The sequence below is a fragment of the Falsiroseomonas sp. genome (assembly GCF_051859025.1).
GTDB lineage: Bacteria > Pseudomonadota > Alphaproteobacteria > Acetobacterales > Acetobacteraceae > Falsiroseomonas.
In genome coordinates this window covers 52869-67573 of the sequence record NZ_JBHYGL010000008.1, presented here as the reverse complement: position 1 = coordinate 67573, position 14705 = coordinate 52869, and the positions used below count along the sequence as shown (strand labels likewise).

Genomic DNA, 14705 nt, shown 5'->3' with positions numbered 1-14705 from the left:
ACGGAAGCGTGATGTGACCGGGCGGCCACCAGGCCCGGCGAAGACGAGGCAGGATGCCTGACACCAACGCGGCGCCAGCAACGATCCCGCTGGCCGCCGCCGAGTTGATGCGACGGATCGAGGCACGGGACGCCATCGCGGGCGTCATCGGCCTTGGCTATGTGGGCCTGCCGCTGGCGCTGGCCACCGCCCGGGCCGGCCATCAGGTGATCGGCTTCGACATCGATGCCCCCAAGGTCGCGGGGCTGAACCAGGGGCGATCGCCGCTGCGCCACATCGGCGATGCCGCGGTGGCGGAGGCGATCACCGGCGCGGGGTTCGAGGCGACGGCGGATTTCGACCGGCTGGAGGAGGCGGACCTCCTCATCATCTGCGTGCCCACGCCGCTGGACCGGCACCGGGAGCCCGACCTCTCCTTCGTCGAGGGCACGGCACGGGCGATCGCGCGGTGCCTCAGGCGCGGGCAGCTGGTGGTGCTGGAATCCACGACCTGGCCGGGCACCACGCTGGAACTGGTGAAGCCGATCCTGGAGGAGACGGGCCTGCTCAGCGGCCACGACTTCTTCCTGGCCTATTCGCCGGAACGGGAGGACCCGGGCAACCCGGTCTTCACCACCGCCGCGATCCCGAAGGTGGTGGGGGGGGATGGGCGGGCGGCGCTCGACCTGGCCTGCGCCTTCTATGCGGGCGTGGTCGCGCGGGTCGTGCCGGTTTCATCGGCCGCGACGGCGGAGGCGGTGAAGCTGACGGAGAACATCTTCCGCGCCGTCAACATCGCCCTCGTGAACGAACTCAAGACGATCTACGACGCGATGGGCATCGATGTGTGGGAGGTGATCGAGGCGGCCTCCACCAAGCCCTTCGGCTTCATGCCCTTCCAGCCCGGGCCGGGGCTCGGCGGCCACTGCATCCCGATCGATCCCTTCTACCTGACCTGGAAGGCGCGGGAATTCGGCATCAACACCCGCTTCATCGAACTGGCGGGAGAGGTGAACACGCTGATGCCGCGCCTGGTGGTGGAGAAGCTGGCCCAGGCGCTGGACCGCCAGGCGCGCCGCGGGCTGAACGGGGCGCGCATCCTGCTGCTGGGCATGGCCTACAAGCGCAACGTGGACGACCTGCGCGAAAGCCCGTCCCTGGTGTTGACGCGGCTGCTGGAAGCGCGCGGCGCGGTGGTGGACTACCACGACCCGCATGTGCCGGAAGTGCCGCGGACGCGGGAGCATCCGGAACTCGCGGGGCGGCGATCCGTGCCGGCGGATGCCGCCAGCGTCGCGGGCTACGACGCCGTGCTGGTGGCGACGGACCATGACGATGTGGACCACGCCACCATTGCGCGGGCGGCGCGGCTGGTGGTGGATACGCGCAACGCCTGCGCCCGGGCCGGCGTGCATGGCCCGCATATCGTGAAGGCGTGACGATCCTTCACCTGGTCGCCGCCGCGCGGCCGAACCTGCCGAAGATCGCGGCGCTGTGGCGCGCGCTGGCGAAGGATGACGGCTTCTGCACGCCGCGCATCCTGCATACCGGCCAGCACCATGACGATGCGCTGTTCGGCCAGCATCTGGATGACCTCGGCCTGCCGGCGCCGCATGTCGCGCTGGGGGTCGCGGGTGGTAGCCATGCGGAGCTGACGGGCCGCACCATGATGGCCTGCGAGGCCGCCTGGCGGGTGGAACGGCCGGCGCTGGCCGTGGTGGTCGGCGATGTGGACGGCACGCTGGCGGCGGCGCTGGCGGCGCGGAAGATGGGCATCCCCGTGGCGCATCTGGAAGCCGGGCTGCGCGGCGGCGACTGGAACATGGCGGAGGAGATCAACCGCCGCGCCGTCGATGCCATCAGTGACATCCTCTGGACGACGAATGACGCCGATGCCGCGATGCTGGTGGCGACCGGCCACCACCCCGCGCGCGTGCGGGCCGTGGGCAACACCATGGCGGATACGCTGCTGAACAGCCTGGATCGCGCCCGCGCCCGCGCCCTGCCCGCCGGGCTGCTGCGCGGGGGCTACGGGGTGGTCACGCTGCACCGGGCGGAGAATGTCGACAGCGCGGCGCGCCTCGGCGATTGGCTGGACGCGATCGGGGATGTGGCGGGCCACCTGCCGCTGGCCTGGCCCATGCACCCCCGCGCGCGGCTGCGGATGCAATCCTTCGGCCTGAAGCCGCCGCCCGGCATCCGCGTGCTGCCACCGCTCGGCTACCTGGATTTCGTGGCGCTGCTGGATGGCGCCGCCTTCGCGGCCAGCGACAGCGGCGGGGTGCAGGAGGAGGCGATGCTGCTCGACACCCCCTGCCTGACCTTGCGCGACAGCACCGAAAGGCCGCTGACGCTGTCCAGCGGGCGCCTCGTCTCCCCCGCCACGCTGGTGCCGGCGGTGGCGGAGGTGCTGGCCGGCGCCTGGCCGCGCGCGCTGCCCGTGCCCTTGTGGGACCGGGAGGTAGGCGCGCGCATCCGCGCGCACCTGGCGGAACTGCTGGCGGGCGGCTGAGGGCGCCTTCAGGCGGCCGGTGGCGCCGCGGCCTCCGCCTGGCGGTCGAGATGCGCGGCCAGGCCCGGGTCCAGCCGGAGGCGGTGGGCGAGGGCGCCGAGCCAGGCGCGTTCCGCCGCCTGGTCCGGGTCCATCACCATCCGCGCCGCCAGGTAGAGCTCCGCCGCCTGTTCCGGCGTGCGGGCCGTGGCGGCGATGGCGGCCACGGGCATGTCCTGGTCCAGCGCGTCGAAGACGAAGGCCTTGGCCTCGGGGTCGAGGCCCATTTCCTCCACCCGTTCGAAGATGCGGGCGCGTTCCGTCGCATCGACATGGCCATCGGCCTTGGCGGCGCCGATCATGGCGCGGATCAGGGCGAGTTCGAAGGGCTGGCCATCGGCGGCCGGGGTGGCGCCGGGGATGAAGCGGGGGTCGAGGTCCCGCGCCTCCGCCGGGGTCGCGGCGCCCGTGTTCGCAAGCGGGGCGCTGGCCGGCGCCTGGCCCTGCTGCCAGTTCTGCCAGGCGCGATGGGCCAGCGCGCCGAGCACGGCGGCCCCGCCATGGGTCAGCGCGCTGCCGCCCAGCTTCCGCATGCTTTTCCCGCCCAGCACCATGCCGAGGATGCCGCCCGCCGCGGCGCCGCCGGCGAAGCTGCCGCCGCTGACCTGGCCGAGCGCGGCGCGCGCCTGGTCCATCAGGCTGCCGCCACCCTGGGTGGCGCCCGGGGTAGGGGCCTGGGAGCCGTAGGGCGTGGCGGCCCTACCGGGTTGGGTCTGGCCGGGTTGGTTGAGGCCGGGTTGGTTGAGGCCGGGGCGTCCCTGGCCGAGGAAACTGTCGAGCAGCGACTTCGCGTTGATCATGGGGCGGAGATCGTGATCCCCGCCCGGTCATTCAACGGTCCCTGACGCCGGCTTCATCGCAACCGGACTCATACCCGACGGCGCCAACCCGGCCCTGGCTCCCCGGCCCTGGCTACCCGGCCCGGGCCCGGGCGCCGGTTCGGGTCAGGCCGCCGGTGCGGCGGCGCGGCCGAGCTTCGGCATGGCGCCGATGCGGATGTATTCGAAGCCGGCGCGGGCGACCTCATCCTCCCGGTACACGTTGCGGAGGTCCACGATGACCGCGGCCTTCATCAACTGGTTCAGGCGCTTGAGGTCGAGCGCGCGGTAGGCGTCCCATTCCGTGACGAGGACCAGCACATCCGCGCCCGTGGCGCATTCATAGGCGCTGTCGGTGTAGGTGACGTTGTGCAGCACCGCCTTGGCCTGGTCCATGCCGACCGGGTCATGCGCGCGGATCTTCGCCCCCGCGCGCTGCAGCGCATCGATGATGTTGATGGCGGGCGCGTCGCGCATGTCGTCGGTGTTGGGCTTGAAGGTCAGGCCGAGCACCGCGACGGTCTTGCCCTGCACGGAACCGCCGCAGGCCCGCACCACCTTGCGCGCCATCGCGGTCTTGCGCGCATCGTTGACGGCCACGACGCTTTCGACGACGCGCAGCGACACGCCGTAATCCTGCGCGCTGCGGATCAGTGCCAGCGTGTCCTTCGGGAAGCAGGAACCGCCATAGCCCGGGCCGGCATTCAGGAACTTGGACCCGATGCGCTTGTCCATGCCGATGCCGCGCGCCACCAGCTGGACGTCGGCGCCGACTTCCTCGCAGAGGTCGGCGATCTCGTTGATGAAGGTGATCTTGGTGGCGAGGAAGGCATTGGCGGCGTACTTCGTCAGCTCCGCCGTGCGGCGATCCGTGAACAGGATCGGCGCCGCGTTCAGCGACAGCGGGCGGTAGAGTTCCGCCATCACCGTCTTGGCGCGTTCGTCATTGGCGCCGATCACCACGCGGTCGGGGCGCTTGAAATCCTCGATCGCCGCGCCTTCGCGCAGGAATTCGGGGTTGGAGACGACGGAGAATTCGGCGTCCGGCCGGGTTTCCCGGATGATCTGTTCCACCACGTCGCCGGTGCCGACGGGGACGGTGGATTTGGTCACGACCACGGTGTAGCGGCGGATGGCCTGCGCGATCTCCTTCGCCGCGGCGCGGACGTAGCTGAGATCCGCGTGCCCGTCGCCGCGGCGGGACGGCGTGCCGACGGCGATGAACACCGCATCCGCATCCGCGACCGCGCTGGCGAGGTCGGTGGTGAAGGAGATGCGCCCCGCCGCGGCGTTGCTGACCACGAGGGCATCGAGGCCGGGTTCGTAGATCGGAATGCGCCCCTGCTTCAGGTCATCGACCTTCTGCTGGTTCACATCGACGCAGATCACCTCATGCCCGAAATCCGCGAAGCAGGCCCCGGAGACCAGGCCGACATAGCCGGAACCAATCATCGTCACGCGCATCGGACTACTCCATTTTTCGAAACAGGCAGGCTTTCCGGGCAGGCGGGGCCCCGGACCAGTGGGATGAGGGGGAGGGCACCGGGCGGCGCCATCCCCCTCGGATCATGACGGAACGCGGTTAACGCCCCGCCTGTCGGCTACTGCCACACCACGCCGAGGGTGTGCACCAGGACACCGAGGCGGCGTTCATCGCTGCCTTCCCCGGCCTCCGCCGGGGATACGGCGCCGGCGCGGCGCAGGCTGACAGGCACTTCCGTGCCGCCGCGGCTCAGGCGGCTGCAATCGATCTCCACCTTCTGGTGGGTGAAGTCGTCATTCTCGAACCGCAGGCTGGTGGCGACGACGCCATCGATGCGGACCTCCACCATGGCGGGGCCGCTGACCTGGGTGCCGAAGACGCGGCCGAAGAGTTCGAGGCTGAGGGTCTGCCCGGCTTCCGGCGGGCGCGGCAGGCGGACTTCCGCGCTGTCGGCATTCGACCAGCGGCCATCGGGCTCGGCATTGAACCAGCCGGTAAGGGTGACGCCCTCCATCATGCCATCGACCGAGAAGTCGAGCATGCTGCTGAGCTTCGGCACCTCCGGCGGGGCCGCGGCCTCGGCGGCGGCCTGTTCGGCGACCTGTTCGGCGACCGAGGGCGCGGCTTCCGGCACCGCCTCAGCCACCGGCTCGGGCTCCGGCGGGGTGGGGGGCGGCGGGGGCTCCGGCTCCGGCGGGCGTTCCACTTCCTGCAGCAGGCGGTGGCGGCCGAGGCCGGCGGAGGCCAGGCGGTCCCGCACCTTGCGTTCATTGATGCCGGGGCCGACCAGCAGCGCCGCCGTCAACTGCATGCCGAGCAGGCGGCCATCGGTGTTGATGCCGGCATCCTTGGGGGAGACGGCGCCGACGCGGCGGAAGAACAGGGTGGCGACCGGGGTGTCCACCAGCCGCTCCGCCAGGCCGCGCACCTCCGCCAGCACCGTGCGGTCGCCGGTGAATTCCCAGCGGTCCAGCAGCGTGCCGTTCAGCTCCACCTCCACCACCGCGGGGGCGGCGGGGGTGCCGGCGATGGTGCGGCAGAGGAAGAACAGGCGCCAGGCCTGGTCATCCCCCACCACCGGGGCGATCGCCAGGCCGCCGCCATCGCCGCGGCTCCAGCAGCCCGAGGCTTCCGCCGGATACCAGTCGCCGCGCATGGTGATGGCGGCTTCCTCCTCCTGCGCCTTGGTCGCGGGGTCGGCGCCGAACTTCAGGATGCGGTTGCTGCGCAGGATGGGCAGCGCGCGGCGCGTGACGCGGGCCAGGCGGAGGCCCAGCGGGCGTTCGTCGCTGGAGCCCTTGGCGACGAAGGGCGAGAGCGCCGCATCGACGGACAGCACCAGATCCACCGCGCCGTCGGATTCGATGGCGTGGGGCGGCACCGGCACGTCGATGCTGCCCATCCGGCCGGCATCCATCGTGTAGCGGCCCAGGATGCGGCCGCTGGCGGAGGCCACGATGTTCACGGCCGGCGCGCCCGGGGCGGGCTTGAAGCCCTCCACCTCCAGCGTCAGCAGGGCGCCGTCGCTGGCCGCGTCAGGCCCCAGCATCAGGGGCAGGGTGGCCGTCGGGCCGAAGCTCCAGGTCGCGACCCGTTCGGGGGCGTGCCAGTCGAGCCCGAGCGCCGCGCGCAGCGCCGACATCTCCGTCGCCTGCTGGCTGGAGGTGATGGCGAGCGCGCCGCCGGGCGGCAAGGCCAGGCGGCCGCGGCGCGGCGCGGTGCCGGCCAGGCGCGGCACGAAGCCGATCAGGCCGAAGCCGTAGGTTTCCTCCGCCGCGCCCAGTTCCAGCGCCTTGGGCGCGCGGGCATCGGCGGCCACCAGGTCGATGGTGATGGGTTCCGACCGCGCGCGCAGCGCGGCGGGCAGGCGGAGCGTGACGGTGGCTGGGGTGTCGCTGGTGAAGGTCCAGGCGCCCACCTCCTCCCCATTCGCCAGGGCCAGCATGAGCAGGGGCGCGGCGGCGGTCGCCACCGGGCGCAGCCGGAGGTCGAGGTCGATGTCGCGGCCCGGCATCTCCGTGAGGGAGAGTTCGAGGCGCGGGCGCAAATCGGTGCTGACCATGCCCCAGCCCGACCGCGTGCCCCAGGCGCCGGCGAGGAAGGGCTGGATCGGCGTCTCCCCCCCCACGGCATAGGTCACGCCGAGGCTGGCGCGGTGCGCGGGCCGCGTGGCGGTGCCGAAATAGACGCCGGCATCGCGCACGCCCGACAGCTGCGCCAGCGCCACCTTGGCGATGCCGAGGCCGACCAGGCGCTGGTCGTCGGATTTGCTGACCTGGCGCACCGGCGTCAGGCTGCTGCTTTCGAATTCGATCCGGACCTGGCGGCCGCGGGCGGCCAGCGCCGCGGGCACCACGGCGTGAAGCGTCTGGAGGTCGCCGCCCTTCAGCTTCCAGCGCGCCACCGGCACGCCATTGGCAAGGACACGGACCTCGAACGGCGTGTTGGGGAAGGACAGCGCGCGCGCTTCCGCCATCAGCACCAGGGGTTCGGTGGGGGAAACGCCGGGTTCGAAGATCAACTCGCTGCGGACATGGTTGGCCCAGCAGCCCCAGCGTTCCAGCGGGTGCCAGCCGCCGCCACGGATGCGCGACGCCGCCACGCGGTCCGCGAAATTGACGATGGCGCCCAGCGTGTAGGGCCGCGGCGGGCGGGCGCGTTCCTGGCTCGAGGCCAGGAGGTCGAGCAGGTGTTCGGCGGATTCGTTCCAGCCGAAGGGGCGGTAGCCTTCCCGAATGCGCGCTTCCGCCGCCGCGCGGGCGCTGCGGCTGCCGGCGTAGAATTGCAGCTTGGTGGCCCAGGCCGCGACATCGAGCGGGTCCAGCAACTCCACCAGCCCCGGCGCGATCTCCGGCACGGACGATGTGTCGGCGGCGATGCAGAGCTTGCCGTGGCGCAGGCTTTCGCCGACCGGCAGGCCCCAGCCCTCGTACAACGAGGGATAGACCGTCATCAGGCAGTTCTCGTAGAGCCAGTCCAGCACCAGGTCGTCGACGCCATCGAGGATGGTGACGTGGTCCTTCAGGCGCGCATCGCCGCGCAGCGCGCGGGCCACGTCATGGCCGTTCCAGGCGACGCCGCCGACGATGACGAGGTGGGGGCAGCGCGATCCCATGCGCTCCGCCAGCTTCAGCCACACATCGTAGAGCAGCTTGTGGTTCTTGCGCTGGTGGATGGCGCCGACGGTCAGCACGAAGGGGCGGCGGCCGAACTGCTTCTCCATCGCCGCGGTGGCCTTCGGGTCCTCCGCGTGCAGGATCTGCTGGATCTCGTCGCCCTCGCGCAGGACCAGCACCTCGGGGATGAAGAGGCCCTGGACGCGCGCGCCATAGTCCTCGACGTCGCGCCGCGTGGCCTGGGAGATGGCGACGACCTGGTCGGCGCCGTCCAGCAGCATGGTCAGGTTCTGTTCGAAGACCGGGGCGTAGCCTTCGTTGAACCAGAAGGGGAATTTGGTCGGGATGATGTCGTGGATGATGGGCGTCAAGCGCAGCTTGTGCAGGCGGGCCAGCGCCACGACGTTCTCGGCGTAGAGCGCGTTCTGCATCCAGCCGCTGCCGGGCACGATGTAGTGCGCGCCGGCGGGTAGCGACAGCAGCGGCGGCGGGTTGTCGTCGTAATGGGCGAGGAGGCGGGAGAGCTTGCCGGCGCGGATGCCCTCGAACGGCATCTCCACGAATTGCCGGGCCTTGTTGTTCCAGGCGATGAAGCGGATGTCGGCGCGCGCATCGGCGCGCAGCGCCAGCGCCAGCGCGGCCTCGACGCGCGCGATGCCGGTCCAGCGGCCGCTGTGGTTGGCGCTGGTCGTGACGTCGTAGATGATCGTGACGGGCTTGTAGTCGCCGGGGGAGGCGACGTCCTGGCTGCCGGAGGCGGCGAGGGAGCGCGGCAGGATGGGGGCCCGTTCGGGGGTGGCGGAGGCGCGGGCCTTCGCGGCCCCGATCGCCTTGGCATAGACAGCCTCGGTGCCGTCGCGGTGGCGTTCCCAGCTGTAGGTGGTGGCGATGAAGTCCTTCTGCACCTGGATCGCCGCCGTGTCGCGCGGTGCGTCATAGGCTTCCATCACCGCCTGGCGGATGGAGGCAGGGTCGCCCGGGTCGCAGTAGCGGGCGCGGTCGCCGAAATACTCGCTCTCGCCCGACTCGTCGCTCAGTACCAGGTTGGCGCCGGAGGCCGCGGCTTCGAGGGCGGCGAGCGGCGCGCCCTCGGCCCAGCTGGCCAGCACGGCGACGCGCGCGGCGGCGAAGGCTGAGGCGAGGAGGGGCGAATTGGGGGGCAGGCGGTCGATCACCGTCACATTGGGCGTGCGGTGCTTTTCCAGGATGTCGCGGTAGGGCTGGTTGGCGGTGTGGCCGATCAGCACGATCGGCAGGTTCGTGTCCCGCAGCGCGTGGACCAGCATGACCTGGTTCTTCCGCGCCTCGATCCGCGCGACGCAGAGCACGAAGTCCTTGATGCCGTATTCCTGTTCGAACAGGGCGGGATCGGCATCGGCGAAGAGCTGCGCATCGACGGGGTTGTGCACCACCGTGCCATTGTCCACCGGCGCGCCGATGCGGGCGAGGCGCGCGCGTTCCCGCTCGCTCAGGAACACCATGTGGTCGGCGAGCGTCGCCATTTCCCGCACCGCGGCGTGGAAGCCGGGCACGGCCTCGGCGCCCGGTTCGTCGCTGGCGCGGCGCGCGCGGAGTTCGGCCAGGAAGGGGGCGAGGGCGGCATCGGTGGCGGCGCCGGGTTCGGCATCCGTCAGCAGCTTCGGCAGCTTCTCCTGCCACAGGTCGCGGCGCGTCAGGTCGAGGAAGATGGGGGAGAAGACCAGCGGCCGGCCGGCCCGGTGCGCACGGCGCAGCAGGTCGAGCGCCGACCAGGGCGACCAGGTGTTGAAGGCATGCACCAGGTCTAGGTCGCCGAAACCGCGGGCGGCGGGGTGGATGCGGAGCTCGGTCTCGATCCCCGACAGCGTCAGTTCGCGCGCCAGGCGGGGCACGCGGACGGTGGGGCCGCCCTGCGACTTGTTCTCATTCCCGTGCAGGAAAAGCCCGACCTTGCGCGGGCGATCCGCGCGCCGTGCCTTGGTTTCCGGCGCGAGCAGCGTGATGCCGTGCTGCTTCGCCAGGCCCTGGAAGACGCGGTCATGCCCTTCCGCCCAGGCATCCCAGGTGCGGTCCATGACGGAGGCGCGGAGTGCGCGCTTCTTCTCCACCAGTTCCAGCAGCACGCGGCGAAGGTCGGCGACGTCGCCGACCTGGTATTCGACATGCGGGAATTCCGGCACCCAGCCGATGGCCGGCGCGATCACTTCCGTCCCGCTCGCCAGCGCTTCCACCACGCACATCGGCCCGCCTTCATAAAGGGCGGGCACCAGCACGTAGTCCAGGCTGCGGTAGTAGTCCGGCAAATCGGCGCCCGGCAGTTCCAGCGCGGGGCCGGGCCAGCCGGTGCCGGTGAAGGACCACTCGATCTCCGGGATGTCCTGCAGCGCGGCGACCAGGTGTTCGCCCTTGCGGCCGGTATGGTAGGTGCGGCCGACGACGCCGATGCGAAGCTTCGGCCGGAAGGTCTCCGTATCCACGCCGGGGGAGATGGTGGTGACGTGGTCGATGCCGGCGTCGCGCAGCACGCCTTCATACAGGCGGGCGTGGCAGACGCAGTGCTCCACCTCCCGCGCCGTCCTGAAGAACTGGTCGTAGGCCGGGCCCTCGGGCTCCAGATGGGCGAAGTAGGCGACCTCGATGGGCGACAGGCGCTGGCCGCGGCAGGAATAGGTGACGTAGTACTGGATGGCTGCCTTGGGATCGCGGCCGTCGCCGAAGGTGACGTAGGGCAGGCGGTCGGCCACCTCGGACGCCAGCTTCTCCAGGATCCAGCCCCGATCAGACGTGACGATGTTGACCGTTGTCATGCGTGGGTTTGTCCCAAGATCTGCTGCAGTCGAGGCCCCGTCTTTGGGGACAGTGTCGGCCCGGTCACCACGGCGGGGCGGAACACCGCCGGGCATGGCGTCGTGACATCCGTCTCGCGGGTCGCGATCGGGACGCCCTGGGCCGCTGCCGTCCTGGAACCGCCTGATTTATAGTCTGTAAACACCGATACCCTCAACGTCGGCGGTTGTGTAGCCTGGACGCGCGGCGGCGTTCCAGCCCCTGAGCACCGTCTTAATGTAACTGACACGACGCCCCTTGGTTGTGAATGACTGTTTTTAGTGCAACCATGCCTCGTCATTTTGCATCCCCGGGCACAAGCGGCGGTTGGGGCGGGAAACATCGTCGCGGCGCGAAACAGGCGACATCCGGGCAGGCCGGGGTGCATCTGGCGGGCAGTCGCCCTGGTCGGTATAGGTCGGGCATACCGACCGCATCCATCAGGGCAGCCTGTCGCCGTCCTCCTCCGGTGGATCGCGGAATCGAAGGAACTCGCCGATGCGCCTTTCATCCGCCGCGCAGCCTGCCGATGCCGCCGCCTGGGCGGGGCGCTGAGCCATGGGCAAGATCGTCGTTACGGGCGCCGCCGGCTTCATCGGCGCGCATGTCTGCCAGGCGCTGCTGGCGCGGGGTGAGCAGGTGGTCGGGCTCGACAACCTCAACCCCTATTACGACCCCGCGCTGAAGCGGGCGCGTCTGGCGGCGCTGACCGGGGATGCCGCGCCCGGCGCCTTCACCTTCCACCATCTGGACCTGTCGGACCAGGACGCCGTGCTGGCGATGTTCAAGGCCGATCCGGCGATCGACCGCGTCGTGCACCTGGGCGCGCAGGCCGGCGTGCGCTGGTCGCTGGAAGCGCCCTTCGCCTACACGGCGGCCAACGTCACCGGCCACCTGGCGATCCTGGAGGCGGTGCGGCGGAGCGAGGGGCGGATCGGCCACACCGTCTATGCCTCCACCAGCTCGGTCTACGGGTCCCGCACCGATGGCGCGTTCCGGGAGGGGGACCGCGTGGACAGCCCGGCCAGCCTCTACGCCGCGACCAAGGCGGCGGGGGAGCTGATGTCGAAGGTCTATGTGGACCTCTACAAGATCAAGCTGACGGGGCTGCGCTTCTTCACGGTCTATGGCCCCTGGGGCCGGCCGGACATGGCCTACTGGCTGTTCACCGACGCCATGCTGAAGGGCCGCCCCATCCGGCTGTTCAACGAGGGGAAGATGCGCCGCGACTTCACCTTCGTGGACGACATCGTGGCGGGCATCATCGCGGCGCTGGACCACGCGCCGGCGGCGCCGGCGCATCGCCTCTACAACATCGGCAACAGCAACCCCGAGGAACTGCTCGACATGGTCGCCATGCTCGAGGAACTGCTGGGCGTGAAGGCAGTGACACAATTGATGCCGATGCAGCCGGGCGACGTGCCCGCGACCTTCGCCGACGTCTCCGCCATGAAGCGGGATTTCGGCTGGCAGCCGACCACCGACCTCCGCACCGGCTTGACGCGCTTCGTCGGCTGGTGGCGCGGGCATTTCGGCTGAACGGGCACGGCCCGAACGATGTCCGCCACCATGCCGGTCGTGCAGGCCCCCATCATCATCTTCGCCTTCGCCCGGCCCGACTACCTGCGCCGGCTGTGCCGGTCGCTGAAGGCGCAGCAGGGCGTGCTGGTGGATGAGGCATCGATCCACCTGATGCAGGATGGCGCGAAGTCCCGCCGTTCCTCCATCACCTATGCCGAGCCCGCGCTGATCGAGGCCAGCATCGCCGCCTTCCGGGAAGTGTTCCCGCGCGGCCAGGTCCATGCGGCGCCGGAGAATCTCGGCGTCGCGATGAACATCCTCCGCGGCGAACGCCACGCCTTCCAGACGCTGCGCGCCGACATCGCGTATTTCTTCGAGGAGGACCTGGAACTCGGCCCGGCCTACCTCGCGATGATGGAGGTGCTGGCGGAAAGGTTCGGGCGGCACAACCAGCTCGGCTATTTCGCGGCCTATGGCGACCATCGCCGGCAGGGCGACCCGGCGGCGCCGCAGATCGTGCCGCTGGAACACCATTGGGGCTTCGGGCTGACGCGCCGCTGCTGGCAGGCGATGCAGCCCTGGCTGAAGCCCTTCCACCAGGTCTACCAGCAGGTGGACTACCAGGCGCGGCCGCATCTGCGGATCGTCGAGCTGTTCGGCGCCTGCCGCGTCTCCTCCATGGCCTCGTCGCAGGACGTGGCGAAGACCATGGCCTGCGCCGATCTCGGCTTCGCGCGCATCAACACCGATGTGGGCTTCGCCCGCTACATCGGCGCGGTGGGGGAGAGCTTCCGGGAGGAACGCTTCGCCGCCCAGGGCTTCGCCGAGGCGCCCATGGCGGAGACGCTGCCGGCGGTGGTGCCCGCCGGCGGGGGCGAGGTGCTGGAGCGGATCGCGGCCGAGAAGTTCGAGGCCTGCAGCGCCCATCGCCGCGATGCCTATGACCGCGAACTCGCCACCATGCGGGCCAGCTTCTTCAACCCGGACCTGCCGATCACGCGGGCGGAGCTGGAGGCGCTGTGGCGCCTGGTGATGGACCGGCTGCCGACGGACGAGGCCTACTTCGAGAAGAATGTCGGCGTGCGCACGCTGCGCCAGGTGCGCCGGTCCCTGCTCCGCAGCCGGGAGGCGCAGGGCAAGGGGTTCTACCTGAGCTGATGATCGGCACCGTCTGATGCCGGGACTGACTGAAGCCGGGCCTGATAAGACAAGGAAGGCGCGGCGCTTGCCGCGCAGGATGGGAAGACAGGATCGATGCGACACCCGCCCATCGCCGTGATGTCGTTCAACCGGCCGGACTACCTCCGGCAGGTGCTGGCCAGCCTGGCGGCGCAGGAAGGCGCGGCGATCGAGGAGCGGGAGGTGATCCTGTTCCAGGACAATTGGCGCAACGCGCATAGCGGGCGCGTCTGCGCCGAGGCCGCGGAGATCGAGGCCTGCATCGCCGTGTTCCGGGAGATCTTCCCGGCCGGGCGGGTGATGGCGGCGGCGGACAATATCGGCGTGGCGGAGAACTTCTTCCGCGCGGAGACGCACATGTTCCGGGAGATCGGCGCCGACTGCGCCTATTTCTTCGAGGACGATCTGGTGCTGGAGCCGAACTACCTGGCGACGCTCGACCGGCTGCGCGACGCCTGCGCGGCGTCCGGTGCCGGTGCCGGTGCCGGTGCCGGTGCGGGGGGTGGCGTGGGGCAGGTGGGCTACTTCGCCTGCTACGGCGAGCTGAAGGCGAGTGAGGAGGACCAGCGCAAGAAGGCCCGGGCGTTGCAGCGGCTCGGCCATCTCTGGGGCTTCGGGCTGTTCCGGCGGCATTGGGAGGAGATGCAGCCGGTGATGGCGGACTACTACGCCATGACGCTGGGGCGGGACTACCGGGACCGGCCGGGGGCGGAGATCCTGCGGCACTACCGGGCGCGGGGGATCGATGTCGGCGTCTCCTCCCAGGACGATGTGAAGAAGGCCGTGACCTACTTCCTCGGCCGCGTCGCGCTGAACACCGCCCTGGTCCATGCGCGCTACATCGGCGCGGTCGGCCTGCACATGAACCCGGCGAAGTTCGAGGCATCGGGCTTCACCCGCACCGTCATCCTCGGCCTGCAGGACGCCACCTTCGACTTCCCCAACGCCGCGCGGATCGAGGCGCTGCGGCAGGAGGAAGCGGTGGCGCGGGCGAAGGCGCTGGTGCGGGAGCAGGAGGCGGCGAAGGCGAAGGCCGAGGCGCTGGCGGCCAAGAAGGCGGCCAGGGCGGGGGCGAAGGGGGCGGTCCCGGGTGTCGCCGCGGAAGCGGCGCGGGAACCGGTCGCGGAAGCGGCGCGGGAGCTGGTGCGGGAGCCAGCCGCGGAGCGGGCGCCGGAACCGGTCGCGGAGGCGGCGCGGAAGCTGGTGCGGGAGCCAGCCGCGGAGCGGGCGCCGGAACCGGTCGCGGAGGCGGC

At 70.9% G+C, this 14705-nt stretch carries 8 protein-coding genes; 5 read left to right on the top strand and 3 right to left on the bottom strand.

The genetic code is table 11. The features are described 5' to 3' along the window. Nucleotides 1-53 precede the first annotated feature (53 nt). On the top strand, nucleotides 54-1418 hold the full coding sequence (locus ACTIE5_RS10155) for a nucleotide sugar dehydrogenase (RefSeq protein ID WP_439549581.1): 1365 nt from the start codon (nucleotides 54-56) through the stop codon (nucleotides 1416-1418). Then, complete coding sequence (gene wecB / locus ACTIE5_RS10150; protein WP_439549580.1) at nucleotides 1415-2491, top strand: non-hydrolyzing UDP-N-acetylglucosamine 2-epimerase; 1077 nt, start codon at nucleotides 1415-1417, stop codon at nucleotides 2489-2491. Before ACTIE5_RS10155 ends, wecB begins: the two co-directional genes overlap by 4 nt. Nucleotides 2492-2499: 8 nt before the next feature. Here the strand turns inward: wecB and ACTIE5_RS10145 are convergent, their stop codons facing one another. The 3 genes from ACTIE5_RS10145 to ACTIE5_RS10135 form a co-directional block, all read right to left on the bottom strand. Then, nucleotides 2500-3330 (bottom strand): tellurite resistance TerB family protein, encoded by an 831-nt coding sequence (locus ACTIE5_RS10145; protein ID WP_439549579.1) that lies wholly within the window; start codon nucleotides 3328-3330, stop codon nucleotides 2500-2502. 144 nt (nucleotides 3331-3474) lie between these two features. Continuing rightward, nucleotides 3475-4812, bottom strand: a complete 1338-nt coding sequence (locus ACTIE5_RS10140) for a UDP-glucose dehydrogenase family protein (RefSeq protein WP_439549578.1) — start codon at nucleotides 4810-4812, stop codon at nucleotides 3475-3477. A 137-nt stretch (nucleotides 4813-4949) separates the two neighbouring features. Next, entirely contained in the window at nucleotides 4950-10733 is a 5784-nt protein-coding gene (locus ACTIE5_RS10135) for a glycosyltransferase (RefSeq protein ID WP_439549577.1), read from the bottom strand. Nucleotides 10734-11310: 577 nt separating this feature from the next. On the opposite strand from ACTIE5_RS10135, the gene ACTIE5_RS10130 reads away from it, so the two are divergent. From ACTIE5_RS10130 to ACTIE5_RS10120, 3 genes are all read left to right on the top strand, one after another. Continuing rightward, nucleotides 11311-12291 (top strand): NAD-dependent epimerase/dehydratase family protein, encoded by a 981-nt coding sequence (locus tag ACTIE5_RS10130; protein ID WP_439549576.1) that lies wholly within the window; start codon nucleotides 11311-11313, stop codon nucleotides 12289-12291. An 18-nt stretch (nucleotides 12292-12309) separates the two neighbouring features. Then, nucleotides 12310-13431, top strand: coding sequence for a hypothetical protein (locus tag ACTIE5_RS10125; protein WP_439549575.1), 1122 nt, complete (start codon nucleotides 12310-12312; stop codon nucleotides 13429-13431). A gap of 96 nt (nucleotides 13432-13527) precedes the next feature. Then, nucleotides 13528-14705: hypothetical protein (locus ACTIE5_RS10120; protein WP_439549574.1), on the top strand; the 1178-nt coding region annotated here is incomplete at its 3' end.

Excerpts from the sequence above, each read along its gene's own strand:
- ACTIE5_RS10155 (WP_439549581.1), top strand. The coding sequence starts at position 54 with ATGCCTGACACCAACGCGGCGCCAGCAACGATCCCGCTGGCCGCCGCC.
- ACTIE5_RS10145 (WP_439549579.1), bottom strand. The coding sequence starts at position 3,330 with ATGATCAACGCGAAGTCGCTGCTCGACAGTTTCCTCGGCCAGGGACGC.
- ACTIE5_RS10140 (WP_439549578.1), bottom strand. The coding sequence starts at position 4,812 with ATGCGCGTGACGATGATTGGTTCCGGCTATGTCGGCCTGGTCTCCGGG.
- ACTIE5_RS10135 (WP_439549577.1), bottom strand. The coding sequence starts at position 10,733 with ATGACAACGGTCAACATCGTCACGTCTGATCGGGGCTGGATCCTGGAG.
- ACTIE5_RS10130 (WP_439549576.1), top strand. The coding sequence starts at position 11,311 with ATGGGCAAGATCGTCGTTACGGGCGCCGCCGGCTTCATCGGCGCGCAT.
- ACTIE5_RS10125 (WP_439549575.1), top strand. The coding sequence starts at position 12,310 with ATGTCCGCCACCATGCCGGTCGTGCAGGCCCCCATCATCATCTTCGCC.